Here is a 13,479-nt window from a genome sequence, read left to right as displayed (position 1 = left end):
CGGGCACCGGGGCTACGCTCGGCGGGTGCGCAACGAACCTGTCGGCATCCTCGGCGGCCTCGGCCCCATGGCCACCGTCTACTTCATGCAGCGCATCCTCGACCTCACCGACGCCTCGCGCGACCAGGACCACATCGACATGCTCGTGTGGAACCACGCGAGCATCCCGGACCGGACGGCATACCTCGTCGGGGACTCGACGGACAGCCCCGGACCGGTGATGGCCGAGGACGCCCGCCAGCTCGAACGCGCGGGGGCGAAGTTCCTCGCCGTCCCGTGCAACACCGCACAGGCCTTCCAGGAGGAGGTCGCGGCCGCCGTCACCATCCCGGTCATCGACATCGTCGCCGAGACGATCGCAGCCGCTCGGGCTGCGGTGCCCGGCCTGACGACGATCGGCATCCTCGCCACCGACGGGACCCTGCGGGCTCGTACCTACCACCGTGCCGCCGAGCGGGCCGGCCTCACCGCCGTCGCCCCCGACGAGCAGGTGCAGAAGGACGTCATGTCGATGATCTACGACGGCGTGAAGGCGGGCATACCGGTCGAGCGTGAACGCTTCGACGCGGCGGTCGCGCACCTGCGCGCGCAGGGCGCCGAGGCCGTCGTGCTGGGGTGCACCGAGCTCTCGATCCTGCGCACCGACCTCGCGGTCGACGACGCCCACGTCATCGACTCGCTCGACGCCCTCGCCGCGCGCACCGTGACCATGGCCGGCGGCCGGCTGCGGTGAAGGCCGCCCGTGCCGAACCTCCGGTCGAGGACTCCTGAAGTCTCCCTCGACCTGACACGATGAGGTCATGACGCCGTCGACCAGCAGCCCAGCCGCCGAGGAGGACCTCGCCACGACCGGGATCGAGGCCGCGGACTCGGCCGCCCAGGCGGCAGCGGGCGCCCGCTTCGTCCAGGAGGTCTCGATCGCGAGCGCCTCGGCCGCCGAGGCACGCGCCGCCCAGCCCCGCGCCGCCAACGGCCGCTTCGTGCGCACGCCGGGTGACGTCGACGAGGCCGGGCTGCCGACCGACCGCTTCCTCGACCGCGAGATCTCGTGGCTGCAGTTCAACGAGCGGGTGCTCCAGCTGGCCGCCGACGAGGACGTGCCGCTGCTCGAGCGCGCACGCTTCCTCGCGATCTTCACGTCGAACCTCGACGAGTTCTTCATGGTCCGGGTCGCGGGCCTCAAGCGGCGCATCGCGACCGGCCTCGCCGTCCGCTCCGCCTCCGGCCTCGAGCCCCGCGAGGTCCTCGAGCAGATCTCGGTCGTCAGCCACGAGCTGCTCGACATGCAGGCCAGGGTCTACGACGACATGGTCCAGCCGGCCCTCGAGAAGGAGGGCATCCAGGTCGTCCGATGGGACGAGCTGTCCGAGGTCGAGCAGGAGCAGCTGGGGCAGCTGTTCACCGACCGTGTCTTCCCCGTCCTCACGCCCCTGGCCGTCGACCCGGCCCACCCCTTCCCCTACATCTCCGGGCTGTCGCTCAACCTCGCCGTGCTGCTCGTCAACCCCAAGACCGGCAAGGAGCACTTCGCCCGGGTCAAGGTCCCGCCGCTGCTGCCCCGCCTGCTGCGGGTCGGCGGGAGCGGCGCATCCGGCGACATCTTCGACGTGCGCTTCGTGCCGCTCGAGGACGTCATGGGCGCCCACCTCGACCAGCTCTTCCCCGGCATGGAGGTCCACGAGCACTACACCTTCCGGGTGACCCGCAACGAGGACCTCGAGGTGGAGGAGGACGACGCCGAGAACCTGCTGGCCGCGCTCGAGAAGGAGCTCACCCGCCGCCGGTTCGGCCCACCGGTCCGCCTCGAGGTCGACCGCGACATGGACGACCACGTCATGGACCTGCTCGTGCGCGAGCTCGGCGTGTCTGCCGCGGAGGTCTACCGGCTGCCTGCTCCGCTCGACCTGCGCAGCCTCAACATCATCGCCGACCTCGAGCGCTCGGACCTGCACTACCCCGCGTTCGTCGCCCGCACCAACAGCGACCTCGCGCCCACCGAGAGCGCCAAGGCGCGCGACATCTTCGCGAGCATCCGCAAGCAGGACGTGCTGCTCCAGCACCCCTACGACTCGTTCTCCACCTCGGTGCAGGCGTTCATCGAGCAGGCCGCCGCCGACCCGAACGTGCTGGCCATCAAGCAGACCCTCTACCGCACGAGCGGCGACTCCCCCATCATCGACGCCCTCATCGACGCGGCCGACAGCGGCAAGCAGGTCCTCGCCGTCGTCGAGATCAAGGCCCGCTTCGACGAGCAGAACAACATCGAGTGGGCCCGCAAGCTCGAGCGCGCAGGGGTCCACGTCGTCTACGGCATCGTCGGCCTCAAGACGCACTCGAAGCTCAGCCTCGTCGTGCGGCAGGAGGAGGACGGCCTGCGGCGCTACTGCCACATCGGCACCGGGAACTACAACCCCAAGACCGCGCGCCTCTACGAGGACTTCGGCCTGCTCACCGTCGACAACCAGGTCGCCGACGACCTCACCCGCCTGTTCAACCAGCTCTCGGGCGTCGCCCCGCGCAGCAAGTTCAAGCGCCTCCTCGTCGCGCCCCGCTCCGTGCGGACCGGCCTCGTCGAGCGGATCGAGGAGCAGATCGAGCGCGAGGAGGCCACGGCGGGCAGCGGCTACATCGGCATCAAGGTGAACTCGATCGTCGACGAGCAGGTCATCGACGCGCTCTACCGGGCGTCCCGGGCCGGCGTGAAGGTCGACGTGTGGGTGCGCGGCATCTGCGCCCTGCGCCCCGGCGTGGAGGGGCTGTCCGAGAACATCACCGTCCACTCGGTGCTCGGACGCTTCCTCGAGCACTCCCGCGTCTTCCTCTTCGGGACCGGCGACGACGTCGAGGCCTGGATCGGCAGCGCCGACATGATGCACCGCAACCTGGACCGGCGCGTCGAGTGCCTCGTGCGCCTCGGGGACCCCCGGCACGTCGCCGACCTCACCTCCCTGATGACCAGGGGCATGAGCGGGGACTACGCCCACTGGGTGCTCAGCGGCGACGGCCGGTGGACGAGGCGGCACGTCGGTCCCGACGGCGAGCCGCTCGACGACATCCAGACGGCTCTCATCGAGATGCACGCCAAGCGCCGACGCAAGGCCCGGCGCCGCTGATCCCCCCGGCTCCCTCCCAGGTCATCCCCGCGGCAGGAACGGTGCCGTGGCGGGTGCGCGCCGGCGCGCTCGAGGTCCTGCTCGTGCACCGACCCCGCTACGACGACTGGTCCTGGCCCAAGGGCAAGCTCGACCCCGGCGAGGACTGGGCCTCTGCGGCCGCCCGCGAGAGCGTGGAGGAGACCGGGCTCGAGGTCCGACTCGGGCGGCCACTCCCCGGCGCCCGCTACATGGTGCTCACCAAGGACGGCGAGCCCGCCGAGAAGGTGGTCCGCTACTGGGCCGCGTCGGTCACCGGTGGTGCGGGAGTCCTCGAGAACGAGATCGACGAGACGGCGTGGCTGGACGTCTCGGAGGCCTACTCCCGCCTCGACTACGCGCACGACCGCGACCAGCTCCGGGCCGTCATCCGGCTGCACTCCGAGGGGACCCTCGACACCTGGCCGCTGGTGGTCCTCCGGCACGCCCGCGCCGTCCCCCGCTCCGACTGGGCGGGTGACGAGCCGGCGCGGCCGTTGAACGAGCGCGGACGCGAGCGCGCGCGCGCGCTCGTGCCGGTGCTCACGGCATACGGGATCACCAGGCTGGTCAGCTCACCGTCCGCGCGATGTCTCGACACCGTCCGTCCGTATGCCGTGTCTGCCCGGATCGAGCCACGCGCCAAGAACAGCCTGTCGGAGGAGGGGCACGAGGAGGGTCCGGGGAGGGCCGCCGAGCTGCTGTCCCGGCTGCTCCAGCGCGCCCGGCCCGTGGTGGTCTGCTCGCACGGGCCGGTGATGCAGGGCCTGCTCGACGTCCTCGTGCCGCACCTCGCGCTGCGCGGCCCCGACGCGGCCGGGATGCTGGAGGCGTTCGCCGAGGCGCGTGACGACCGGCTGGTCAAGGGCGAGGCGCTCGTCTTCCACGTCACCGGGTCCGGCGAGGCCGCTCGCGTCGTCGCGGTCGAGCGCCACCTGCCCGCCTGACGCCGCCGCCCTCGTCGGTTCGCTTGAACTGCCCGACAGGCAATGGCCGAACAGCGTTCACGCCTCGTTCACCCGGCACGGGCCGACCGGTCACCGACCCTCCTTACCTTCGAGGAGTCGGGCCCCGATGTCGTGGCGCCTCCGGCTTCCCGCACATTTCCTTGTGAGAGGTACACACAGTGAAGATTCAGCGTCTCGGCGCGATGGCGTCCCTCGCCCTCGTCGGTTCGATCGCCCTGGCCGGTTGCGGCTCGGACAACAACTCCGGCACCGACTCGGCCGCTGGGGCCGAGGGCACGTCGAGCGCATCGGCCCCCGCCGACTGCTTCGAGGGCACCCTCGACGCCGAGGGCTCGTCCGCCCAGAAGAACGCCTTCGAGGAGGTCGGGGCGATGTTCGGTGAGAAGTGCACCGGCGCCACGGTCAACTACAACCCGTCCGGCTCGGGCGCGGGCATCAAGCAGTTCCTCGGCGGCCAGGTCGACTTCGCCGGCTCGGACTCGGCCCTCAAGACGGTCGAGAAGGACGGCAAGATCGAGGCCGAGGAGGCCGAGGCGGCCTGCGGGTCCCCCGCGTGGAACATCCCGCTCGTCACCGGCCCCATCGCCGTCGCCTACAACCTCGAGGGCGTCGACCAGCTCACCCTGACGCCGGCGGTCGCCGCCGACATCTTCCAGGGGAAGATCACGACCTGGAACGACCCGAAGATCGCCGCCGTGAACTCCGGCGTCGAGCTCCCCGCGACCGCGATCAAGCCGTTCTTCCGCTCGGACGAGTCGGGCACCACCGAGAACTTCACGAAGTACCTCAAGGCCGCCGCCGAGGCGAACTGGCCGGGCGAGCCCGCCAAGACCTGGGACGGCAAGGGTGAGGGCAAGGCGAAGTCCGCCGGTGTCGCCGAGGGCGTCAAGAGCACCGACGGTGGGATCACCTACGTCGAGTGGAGCTACGCCAAGGACAACGACCTCGGTGTCGCCGCCATCGACAACGGCGCCGGCGCGGTCGAGCTGACCTCCGAGTCGGTCGGCAAGGCCGTCGCGACCGCCGAGCAGACCGGCACGGGCAACGACCTGGCCCTCAAGCTCGACTACGCCACCAAGGAGCCGGGTGCCTACCCGATCAACCTCGTGACCTACGAGATCGTCTGCTCCAAGGGCAAGGACGCCGAGACGCAGAAGAACATCAAGGCCTTCCTGAAGTTCTTCGCCTCCGAGGAGGCCCAGAAGGCCATCGAGGAGGTCGGCTACGCCCCCCTCCCCGCCGAGGTGCAGACCAAGGTGGTCACGGCCATCGACGCCATCTCCTGACCCGTCCTTCCGGACCGGTCGACCATCTGGTCCACTGAGGGGGCGGGCCCGTCCGGCCCGCCCCCTCTCCCCCTCCCCTCCTGAGAGGACGCGACAACGTGCCATCGATCACCGGGCGCAGTGCGGTCGACGAGCTTCCCGGCGACGACGGCCGACCCCCGCTGGAGGGTGACCGCGCCGCGACCGGGCGGCTGGGTGACCGGATCTTCGGCGGGCTCGCCACCGGCGCAGGCGTCTTCGTCATCGCTCTGGTCAGCCTCGTGGGCGTCTTCCTCGTCGTCCAGGCCGTCCCGTCGCTGCTCAACAACAACGCCAACTTCCTCACCTCAAGGGAGTGGGTGGCCAGCGGTGAGGACCCCCGCTTCGGCATCGTCGACCTGCTGTGGGCCACGATCGTCACCTCCATCATCGCGATGGTCGTCGCCGTGCCGCTCGGTGTGGCGGTGGCGCTGTTCATCACCCAGTACGCGCCGCACTGGCTGAGCAAGCCGGCGGCCGCCCTGGTGGACCTCCTGGCTGCCGTGCCGTCGATCGTCTACGGCTTCTGGGGCCTCAAGATCGCCGGCCAGTACTTCGAGCCTGTCCAGGACGTGCTCACGGGGGCGCTCGGCTGGTTCCCGCTCTTCACCGACGGCGGGATCAGCGCCTCGAGCACGCTCGCCTTCGCGGGTCTCATCCTCGCGATCATGATCCTGCCGATCGTCACGGCGATCTCGCGCGAGGTCTTCGCCCAGGTGCCGACGACGCACAAGGAGGGCGCGCTGGCGCTGGGGGCGACCCAGTGGGAGATGATCCGCACCGCGGTCCTCCCCTTCGGCAAGCCGGGCGTCATCTCGGCGGCGATGCTCGGCCTCGGTCGCGCGCTCGGCGAGACCCTCGCCGTGACCCTGCTGCTCTCGGCCCTCAACACCTCGGACGCGTTCTCGTTCTCGATCTTCGGCGGCGGCGAGACCTTCGCGTCCCGGATCGCCAACGACGCGGGCGAGTTCGACTCCGCGCAGAAGACCGGCGCCTACATCGCCGCGGGGCTCGTCCTGTTCATCCTCACCTTCATCGTCAACGCGGCCGCCCGGGTCGTCATCGAGCGCCGGAAGGCCTTCAGCGAATGAGCACCCTCAGCAGCGTCGAGGACACGCGCACGACGACGGCCCGCACGCAGGACGACTTCGGCGGCAAGTCCGGCGGACGCGCATTCCGGGACCAGCTCGCCCGGGCGGTCATGTGGGGTGCCTTCGCCATCGCCCTCGTCCCGCTGGTCTGGATCCTCGGTGCGACCCTGGTCAAGGGCGGCCAGACCGTCCTCGACCTCGACTGGTGGTCCAAGTCGCAGTCCGGCATCACCTCGCGCCGCGAGGGGGGCGGCGCGGTCCACGCCATCCAGGGGACGATCATCCAGGCCGCGGTCACGGCCCTCATCTCGGTCCCGATCGGTGTCCTCACCGCCGTCTACCTCGTCGAGTACGGCCGGGGACGGCTGGCCAAGGCCGTCTCCTTCATGGTCGACATCCTCACCGGCATCCCGTCGATCGTCGCGGCCCTGTTCATCTACGCGCTCTGGGTCCGCACGCTCGGGCTGCAGCGCGTGGGGTTCGCGGTCTGCCTCGCGCTCACCATGCTGATGATCCCGACCGTCGTGCGCTCCACCGAGGAGATGCTCAAGCTCGTCCCGAACGAGCTGCGCGAGGCCTCCTACGCGCTCGGCGTGCCGAAGTGGAAGACGATCATGAGGATCGTCATCCCCACGTCGTTCTCGGGCATCGTCACCGGGGTCCTGCTCGGTCTTGCTCGCGTCATGGGCGAGACGGCGCCACTGATCATCCTCGGCCCCTACACCGCCGTCATCGCGACCAACCTCTTCGACGGGCTCATGCCCACGCTGCCGTCGATGATCTACCAGACCTATGGCGAGAGCCTGCCGGCAGCGGTCAACCGCACCTGGGGCGCCGCCCTCACGCTCATCCTCATCATCTTCCTGCTGAACATCCTCGGCCGCCTCGTCGGCCGGTTCAGCAAGGTGCGGACCTGACCAGGCCGCGCACCCGGCACACCGCCCCCGACAGTCACGACAGAGAGACACGACACCACTCATGGCCAAGCGCATCGACGTCAAGGACCTCGACATCTACTACGGCGACTTCAAGGCCGTCGAGGGGGTCACCCTCACCGTCGAGCCCCGCTCCGTCACCGCCTTCATCGGGCCCTCGGGGTGCGGCAAGTCGACCGTGCTGCGCACCCTCAACCGCATGCACGAGGTCATCCCCGGCGGGCGGGTCGACGGTCGGGTCGCGCTCGACGACCAGGACCTCTACGCGTCGTCGATGGACCCGGTGGCCGTGCGCCGCACCGTCGGGATGGTCTTCCAGCGGCCCAACCCGTTCCCGACGATGTCCATCCGCGACAACGTCGCCGCGGGCCTCAAGCTCAACGGCGTGAAGAACAAGAAGAAGCTCGACGAGGTCGTCGAGGCCTCGCTCAAGGGCGCGAACCTCTGGAACGAGGTCAAGGACCGCCTCGACAAGCCGGGGGCGGGGCTGTCCGGTGGTCAGCAGCAGCGACTCTGCATCGCGCGCGCCATCGCCGTCGAGCCGCAGGTGCTCCTCATGGACGAGCCGTGCTCCGCGCTGGACCCGATCTCGACGCTGGCCATCGAGGACCTCATCAACGACCTCAAGAGCCAGTACACGATCGTCATCGTCACCCACAACATGCAGCAGGCGGCGCGGGTCTCGGACCAGACGGCGTTCTTCAACCTCAAGGCGACCGGGCAGCCCGGGCGCCTGGTCGAGGTCGACGGCACCCAGAAGATCTTCAGCAACCCCTCGCAGAAGGCCACCGAGGACTACATCTCCGGCCGCTTCGGCTGACCCCGCCCGTACCCCCGACTTATTGCCAGATCGGGTCACCGCGGTCCCGCACTTCTTGCGAGTTCGGTTCAGCCCTCGTCCACAACGACGCCCGATCTGCGCGTTGTCCACAGCCCGCACGATCGGGCTCTCGCCCTAACGGCCGTCTGTCCACGCTGGGGACATGGATGTCTTCAGCTCCCTCCCCCAGCCCTTCTCGCGGGCGGAGGCGATCACCGCGGGTCACACCGCGTCGGCGGTGTCCCGCGCTGCACGACGTGGCTCACTCACCAAGGTGTCACGCGGTCTGTATGCCGTGAGCGCGCCCTGGTGCCAACGTCCGGTCTGGGAGCGTCACCGGGACCTCAGCCGGGCCGCGGCACGTCTCACCCCCGACGCCATCCTCAGCCACAGCAGTGCCGCCGCGGTCATGGGGCTTCCGCACCCGGCATACGCTCCGGACCTGGTCAGCATGACCGTCCTGGACGATGTCAGGACGAGCCCGACGGACGACTGGCGACGGTTCCACCGGGGCGCCACTCCGTACGCGCACATCGAGATCTGTGATGGTCACGCTCGTCTCAACCCACCACGGACCGTCATCGACTGCGCCCGCGAGCTCCACGGACGGGATGCCCTCGCCGTTGCCGATGGAGCACTTCGGGCTGGTGTCGTGTCGCACGCACAGCTGCTGGCGGTGCGCCGTCATCAGCGTCGCTGGCCCGGAGTCGCAGCGTCGAACGACGTCCTCCTGCTCGCCGATGGGCGTCGCGAGAACTGGCTGGAGTCGGTGTCGGCCTGGGCGATGGCGCGCTGGGGCTGCCCGCCCGCGACTCCGCAGGTCGAGATTCTCACTCCTGACGGCGAGTTCATCGCCCGGGTCGACAACCTCTGGCCGGAGCAGGGCATCGTCGGCGAGGCGGACGGCGTGCAGAAGTACCTGCTGGGTGGAGCGACCGATGACGCGGTGCGCGCAGCCCTCGCCGAGGAGGAGCACCGCCAGGCGCGATTGCTCCAGCACGGTCTTCGGGTGCTGCGCTGGACGCCGCGGGAGGCCATCTCGGGGGCAGAGATCCACGGTCGGCTGCAGGCACTGCTGCTGGCTTCCCCTTTGCACACCGTCAGTGCGGTGTACCGCTGCGCCTGCTGCCGATCCCCGCTGGTCGAGTGCGCCGTGGACGAGGAGCTGCGGAGGTGGCGGGCTCGGTTAGCCACGGAGTTCGAGCGCCGGTTCTGGTGACGACCAGACACCCACCGAGCCGAACCCGCAAGAAGTGGGGATGTGACCCGAACCGAACTGGCAATAAGTGGAGAAGCCTGGGGGTCAGATGCCGAGGACGAGCTTGAGGAGGAGGTAGGAGAGGGCGGCGACCAGACCGGCGCCGGGGAAGGTGAAGACCCACGCGCCGACGATGTTCTTGGCCACGCCCCAGCGCACCGCCTTGATCGACTTCGTCGAGCCGACGCCCATGATCGCCGAGGTGATCGCGTGGGTCGTCGAGATGGGGGCACCCGTGCCCGTCGCGACGAAGAGGACCGCCGCAGCCGTGGTCTCCGCGGCGAAGCCCTGCGGCGGGTCCAGGTGGATGATGCGGCGGCCGAGCGTGCGCATGATCCGCCACCCGCCGGCATACGTCCCGGCCGAGATGACGAGTGCGCTCATCACGAGGACCCAGAGCGGGATCGCGGTGCTCTCCTCGGACTGGAAGCCGCCCACGGTGAGCGCGAGGACGACGACCCCGGCGGTCTTGGCGGCGTCCTGCATGCCGTGCCCGAACGCCATGGCGGCGGCCGACACGGTCTGCGCGTAGCGGAACCCACGGTTCACCCGGCCCGGGTGGGCGCGGCGGAACAGCCACATGATCAGTGTCATGACGAGGTAGCCCACGACGAGCCCGACGAGCGGCGAGGCGATCATCGGGAGGATGACCTTCTGCAGCACGGCGTCCCAGTGGACGGTCGACGCGGCCGCGATGGCCGCGCCACCGAGCCCGCCGATGAGGGCGTGGGAGGAGGACGACGGCAGGCCGTACCACCAGGTCAGCATGTTCCAGGCGATCGCGCCGATGAGGCCGGCGGCACAGATGGTCAGGCCCACCGTGCCCGCGGGAGCGTCGATGATGCCGCTGCCGACCGTCTTGGCGACCTTGGTGCCGAGGAAGGCACCGAAGAGGTTGGCGATCGCGGCCATGCCGAGAGCGATGCGCGGCGTCAGGGCGCGCGTCGAGACCGACGTCGCGATCGCGTTCGCTGCGTCGTGGAAGCCGTTGGTGTAGTTGAAGCCCATCGCCAGGGAGACGACGAGGGCCACCGGGATCCAGCTGTCCACAGTGGTCAGGACTCCTTGACGGCGATGCTCTCGACCTTGTGGGCCACGGTCTCGAACGCATCGGCCGCGGCTTCGAGCTCGTCGATGAGCTCCTTGAGCTTCATGACGAGGATGGCGTCGGCGCCCTCGGCGTTGAACAGCTCGGCGAGCATGCGGCGGTAGGCCTTGTCAGCGCGGTTCTCGAGACGGTTGATCTCGATCCAGTAGCTGCTGAGGTCCTTCATCGAGCGCAGCCGCGGCATCGCGTCGACGGTGAGCTCGGCCATCCGCCCGAGGATCTCGACCTGCTTGGCCACGCCCTTGGGGAACTTGTCGATCCGGTAGAGCGCCACGAGGTCGGCCGCAGCGTCCATGTGGTCCATGCAGTCGTCCAGGGCACTCGCCAGGCCGTGGATGTCCTCGCGGTCGAACGGCGTGATGAACGACGAGTTCACCTTGCGGATCAGCTCGTGGGTGGCCTCGTCGGCCGAGGTCTCCACCTCGCTCATCCTGGCGGCGATGGTGTCGCGCTCCGTCTGGCTGTCCGCTCCGAGGATGGCGGTGAGCTCCGCCGCCCCGTCGATGAGGTGCTTGGCGGACTGGGAGAACAGGTCGTAGAACCCGTTGTCCTTGGGGGTGAGGCTGAAGGCCACGAGAGGCTCTCCGAACGGCTCGAGGTCAAGTGTCGGGAGAAAGGCTACGGCCTCCGGGCCAGATGTTCGTCATCGACCGTTTCCGCCACGTTTGAGAACGCTGCCGGTGGGAAGAGGCGTGGTGCCGGACCGGGAGCGCCTCACGGCGCGTGGCCGCTCGTAGCGGCTGATTTTGGGACCCGGGGCTGCCGCGGTCCGGCACCACCACTGAAGCCTAACGCGCCCGCGCCCCGAGGATGTTCCCGTTGCCCACCTGTGGATCTTCCCTGTGGACAAGCAGGTGTATGCCGGCCTGCTCAGTCGAGCTCGTCGGCCCGCCAGAGGCGGGCACAGGCGACGAGGTCCTCGCCCGTGCGCTGCATCGCGGCGGCGGTGGTGGTCAGCGCCCCCGCGCCGCTCGGGTCGACCCCGTCCCGGTCGTGGGCGAGGTCCGCCCGCCCGGCGGAGATGACGGAGGCGAACGCGGCAGCGCGCTCGAGGGCCACGGCGAGGTCCCCCGAGAAGATGCCGGTGAGGATGTCGTCGGCGAGGGCCTTGACCTCGTCGGGACCGGGCGGCTCCGCGATGCCGGCGACGGCGTGCGCGACGTCGGTGAACCGGACGCCCGCGGCATACTCCCGGCTCGCCTGGACGGGCTGGCGGCGGACCCACTCGCGCAACGCATAGAGCCGCCAGAGGGCACCCGGCAGGCTCCGCGCCGGCCGGGCGGCCCACAGCTCGGCGACGGTCGAGAGCCCGAGCTCGTCCACGAGCGCGACGAGGCGGGCGGTGACGGCAGGGTCGTCGGCGGCGCGGCCCGTGCCCACGAGCACCGCAGCGGTCTGGTGGGCGATCTCGGTGACCTCCGCCGGCCCGGGCAGGCTGCCGCCGTGCGCCTCGATGGCGTCCGGGCCGAACGCGATCGGGCGTCGGGGGGCGCTGCGGCCGCTGTCTGTCATCGCCCCATCTTGCACCCGTACGTTGGGCACCATGACGCACAGCGACGACCACGAGACGTACGAGACGCTGCTCTGGGAGGTGGCCGACGACGGCATCCTCACCCTCACGCTCCACCGGCCGGACGCGCTCAACGCCTTCACGGTGACGATGGCGCGCGAGCTCGAGCACGCCTTCCGCCGCGTCAACACCGACGACGCGGTGTCGGCCGTCGTCGTGACGGGGGCCGGCCGCGCGTTCTGTGCCGGGATGGACCTCTCCCGCGAGGGCAACGTCTTCGGGCTCGACGAGTCGATCGCGCCCACCCTGGACGACATGCGGACCCGGCTCGACGCACCGGAGATCGCGGAGGGGGTGCGCGACACCGGCGGTCGCGTGGTGCTGGCGATCAACGACTGCACGAAGCCGGTCATCGCCGCCATCAACGGCCCCGCCGTGGGGATCGGCGCGACCATGACGCTGCCGATGGACGTGCGACTGGCGTCGACGAACGCCCGCATCGGCTTCGTGTTCGGCCGCCTGGGCATCGTGCCCGAGGCGTGCTCGTCGTGGTTCCTGCCGCGGCTCGTCGGGATCTCGCGCGCGCTGGAGTGGACGTATGCCGCCGACATCCTGTCGCCCGACGAGGCGCTCGAGGGGGGTCTGCTCCGGTCCGTCGTGGAGCCGGAGGCGTTGCCGGACAGGGCGTACGAGCTGGCGCGTCGGTTCGTCACCGGGCGCTCACCCGTCGCGACGGCCCTGACCCGCCAGATGATGTGGCGCAACGCCGCCCAGCCGCACCCCCTCGAGGCACATCGCATCGACTCGCTCGCGATGTGGTGGACGAGCGTCCACGACGGCAAGGAGGGCGTTGCGGCATTCCAGGACAAACGGTCGCCCGAGTTCACGACGTCGGCCTCGCGCGACCTGCCGGAGTGGCTGCCGTGGGACTGAACCGCTTCGTCGAGGCACAGGACTCGGGCGGCGCGTATGCGGCCGCGCTGACCGAACTGCGCCGGGGGCGCAAGACGAGCCACTGGATGTGGTTCGTCTTCCCTCAGGTCGCCGGGCTCGGGCGCAGTGCGATGGCGCAGCGGTATGCCGTGTCCGGACTTGTCGAGGCGCGTGCCTACCTGCGTGATCCCGTTCTGGGACAACGGCTTCGCGAGTGCTGTGAGGTGTTGCTGGGCCTGCCCGGGTCCGATCCGGTGGCCGTGTTCGGTGGCATCGACGCGGTGAAGCTGCGGTCGTCGATGACGCTGTTCGCCCACGCGGCCGAGGTCGACCTGGACCGTCAGCTCTTCGTCGATGTGCTGGACAGGTACTTCGACGGGGACGAGGACCCGGCGACGCTCGAGCGCCTCTGACCTCGACA

The 13,479-nt window shown here is 70.1% G+C and carries 13 protein-coding genes; 10 read left to right on the top strand and 3 right to left on the bottom strand.

Going from position 1 to position 13,479, the window contains the following annotated elements; translation table 11 throughout:
- The first annotated feature begins 25 nt into the window (after positions 1-25).
- The 8 genes from cuyB (at position 26) to ACOJV9_RS14540 (ending at position 9,468) form a co-directional block, all read left to right on the top strand.
- Positions 26-733, top strand: a complete 708-nt coding sequence (gene cuyB, locus ACOJV9_RS14575; RefSeq protein WP_420185942.1) for a cysteate racemase — start codon at positions 26-28, stop codon at positions 731-733.
- Positions 734-800: 67 nt separating this feature from the next.
- Positions 801-3,113, top strand: a complete 2,313-nt coding sequence (locus tag ACOJV9_RS14570) for an RNA degradosome polyphosphate kinase (protein WP_420185941.1) — start codon at positions 801-803, stop codon at positions 3,111-3,113.
- A 41-nt stretch (positions 3,114-3,154) separates the two neighbouring features.
- Entirely contained in the window at positions 3,155-4,078 is a 924-nt protein-coding gene (locus tag ACOJV9_RS14565) for an NUDIX hydrolase (protein WP_420185940.1), read from the top strand.
- Positions 4,079-4,257: 179 nt separating this feature from the next.
- Positions 4,258-5,385 (top strand): phosphate ABC transporter substrate-binding protein PstS, encoded by a 1,128-nt coding sequence (gene pstS / locus ACOJV9_RS14560; protein ID WP_420185939.1) that lies wholly within the window; start codon positions 4,258-4,260, stop codon positions 5,383-5,385.
- A 98-nt stretch (positions 5,386-5,483) separates the two neighbouring features.
- Entirely contained in the window at positions 5,484-6,494 is a 1,011-nt protein-coding gene (gene pstC / locus ACOJV9_RS14555; RefSeq protein WP_420185938.1) for a phosphate ABC transporter permease subunit PstC, read from the top strand.
- Positions 6,491-7,411, top strand: a complete 921-nt coding sequence (pstA, locus tag ACOJV9_RS14550; protein ID WP_420185937.1) for a phosphate ABC transporter permease PstA — start codon at positions 6,491-6,493, stop codon at positions 7,409-7,411. The genes pstC and pstA overlap by 4 nt, the downstream gene beginning before the upstream one ends.
- Before the next feature lie 61 nt (positions 7,412-7,472).
- Positions 7,473-8,249 (top strand): phosphate ABC transporter ATP-binding protein PstB, encoded by a 777-nt coding sequence (gene pstB / locus ACOJV9_RS14545; RefSeq protein ID WP_420185936.1) that lies wholly within the window; start codon positions 7,473-7,475, stop codon positions 8,247-8,249.
- A 163-nt stretch (positions 8,250-8,412) separates the two neighbouring features.
- Positions 8,413-9,468, top strand: coding sequence for a type IV toxin-antitoxin system AbiEi family antitoxin domain-containing protein (locus ACOJV9_RS14540; RefSeq protein WP_420185935.1), 1,056 nt, complete (start codon positions 8,413-8,415; stop codon positions 9,466-9,468).
- An 84-nt stretch (positions 9,469-9,552) separates the two neighbouring features.
- On the opposite strand, the gene ACOJV9_RS14535 is transcribed toward ACOJV9_RS14540, so the two are convergent.
- The 3 genes from ACOJV9_RS14535 to ACOJV9_RS14525 form a co-directional block, all read right to left on the bottom strand.
- The gene (locus ACOJV9_RS14535) at positions 9,553-10,557 is read right to left on the bottom strand and encodes an inorganic phosphate transporter (protein ID WP_420185934.1); all 1,005 of its coding nucleotides are present in this window, start codon (positions 10,555-10,557) and stop codon (positions 9,553-9,555) included.
- Between the two features lie 5 nt (positions 10,558-10,562).
- On the bottom strand, positions 10,563-11,189 hold the full coding sequence (locus ACOJV9_RS14530) for a DUF47 domain-containing protein (RefSeq protein WP_420185933.1): 627 nt from the start codon (positions 11,187-11,189) through the stop codon (positions 10,563-10,565).
- 296 nt (positions 11,190-11,485) lie between these two features.
- Positions 11,486-12,127 carry a hypothetical protein gene (locus ACOJV9_RS14525; RefSeq protein ID WP_420185932.1) on the bottom strand — a complete coding sequence of 214 codons (642 nt, stop codon included), beginning with the start codon at positions 12,125-12,127 and terminating at the stop codon, positions 11,486-11,488.
- A gap of 31 nt (positions 12,128-12,158) precedes the next feature.
- Between ACOJV9_RS14525 and ACOJV9_RS14520 the strand changes: the two genes are divergently transcribed.
- Together ACOJV9_RS14520 and ACOJV9_RS14515 are read left to right on the top strand one after the other, a co-directional pair.
- Complete coding sequence (locus ACOJV9_RS14520) at positions 12,159-13,058, top strand: crotonase/enoyl-CoA hydratase family protein (RefSeq protein WP_420185931.1); 900 nt, start codon at positions 12,159-12,161, stop codon at positions 13,056-13,058.
- A complete protein-coding gene (locus ACOJV9_RS14515) occupies positions 13,049-13,471 on the top strand; it encodes a DUF1810 domain-containing protein (RefSeq protein WP_420185930.1) in 423 nt (140 codons plus the stop codon). The genes ACOJV9_RS14520 and ACOJV9_RS14515 overlap by 10 nt, the downstream gene beginning before the upstream one ends.
- Positions 13,472-13,479: the final 8 nt, after the last annotated feature.

Source organism: Knoellia terrae, from assembly GCF_048606435.1.
In the GTDB taxonomy this organism is placed as follows: Bacteria; Actinomycetota; Actinomycetes; order Actinomycetales; family Dermatophilaceae; genus Knoellia; species Knoellia terrae.
Note: the sequence above shows the minus strand (reverse complement) of the source record. Positions and strands in the feature narration are given on the sequence as shown.

What these genes read in the sequence shown, in the direction of transcription:
- ACOJV9_RS14570 (WP_420185941.1), top strand. Translation starts at nt 801, where the DNA reads ATGACGCCGTCGACCAGCAGCCCAGCCGCCGAGGAGGACCTCGCCACG.
- pstA (WP_420185937.1), top strand. Translation starts at nt 6,491, where the DNA reads ATGAGCACCCTCAGCAGCGTCGAGGACACGCGCACGACGACGGCCCGC.
- pstB (WP_420185936.1), top strand. Translation starts at nt 7,473, where the DNA reads ATGGCCAAGCGCATCGACGTCAAGGACCTCGACATCTACTACGGCGAC.
- ACOJV9_RS14540 (WP_420185935.1), top strand. Translation starts at nt 8,413, where the DNA reads ATGGATGTCTTCAGCTCCCTCCCCCAGCCCTTCTCGCGGGCGGAGGCG.
- ACOJV9_RS14525 (WP_420185932.1), bottom strand. Translation starts at nt 12,127, where the DNA reads ATGACAGACAGCGGCCGCAGCGCCCCCCGACGCCCGATCGCGTTCGGC.
- ACOJV9_RS14520 (WP_420185931.1), top strand. Translation starts at nt 12,159, where the DNA reads ATGACGCACAGCGACGACCACGAGACGTACGAGACGCTGCTCTGGGAG.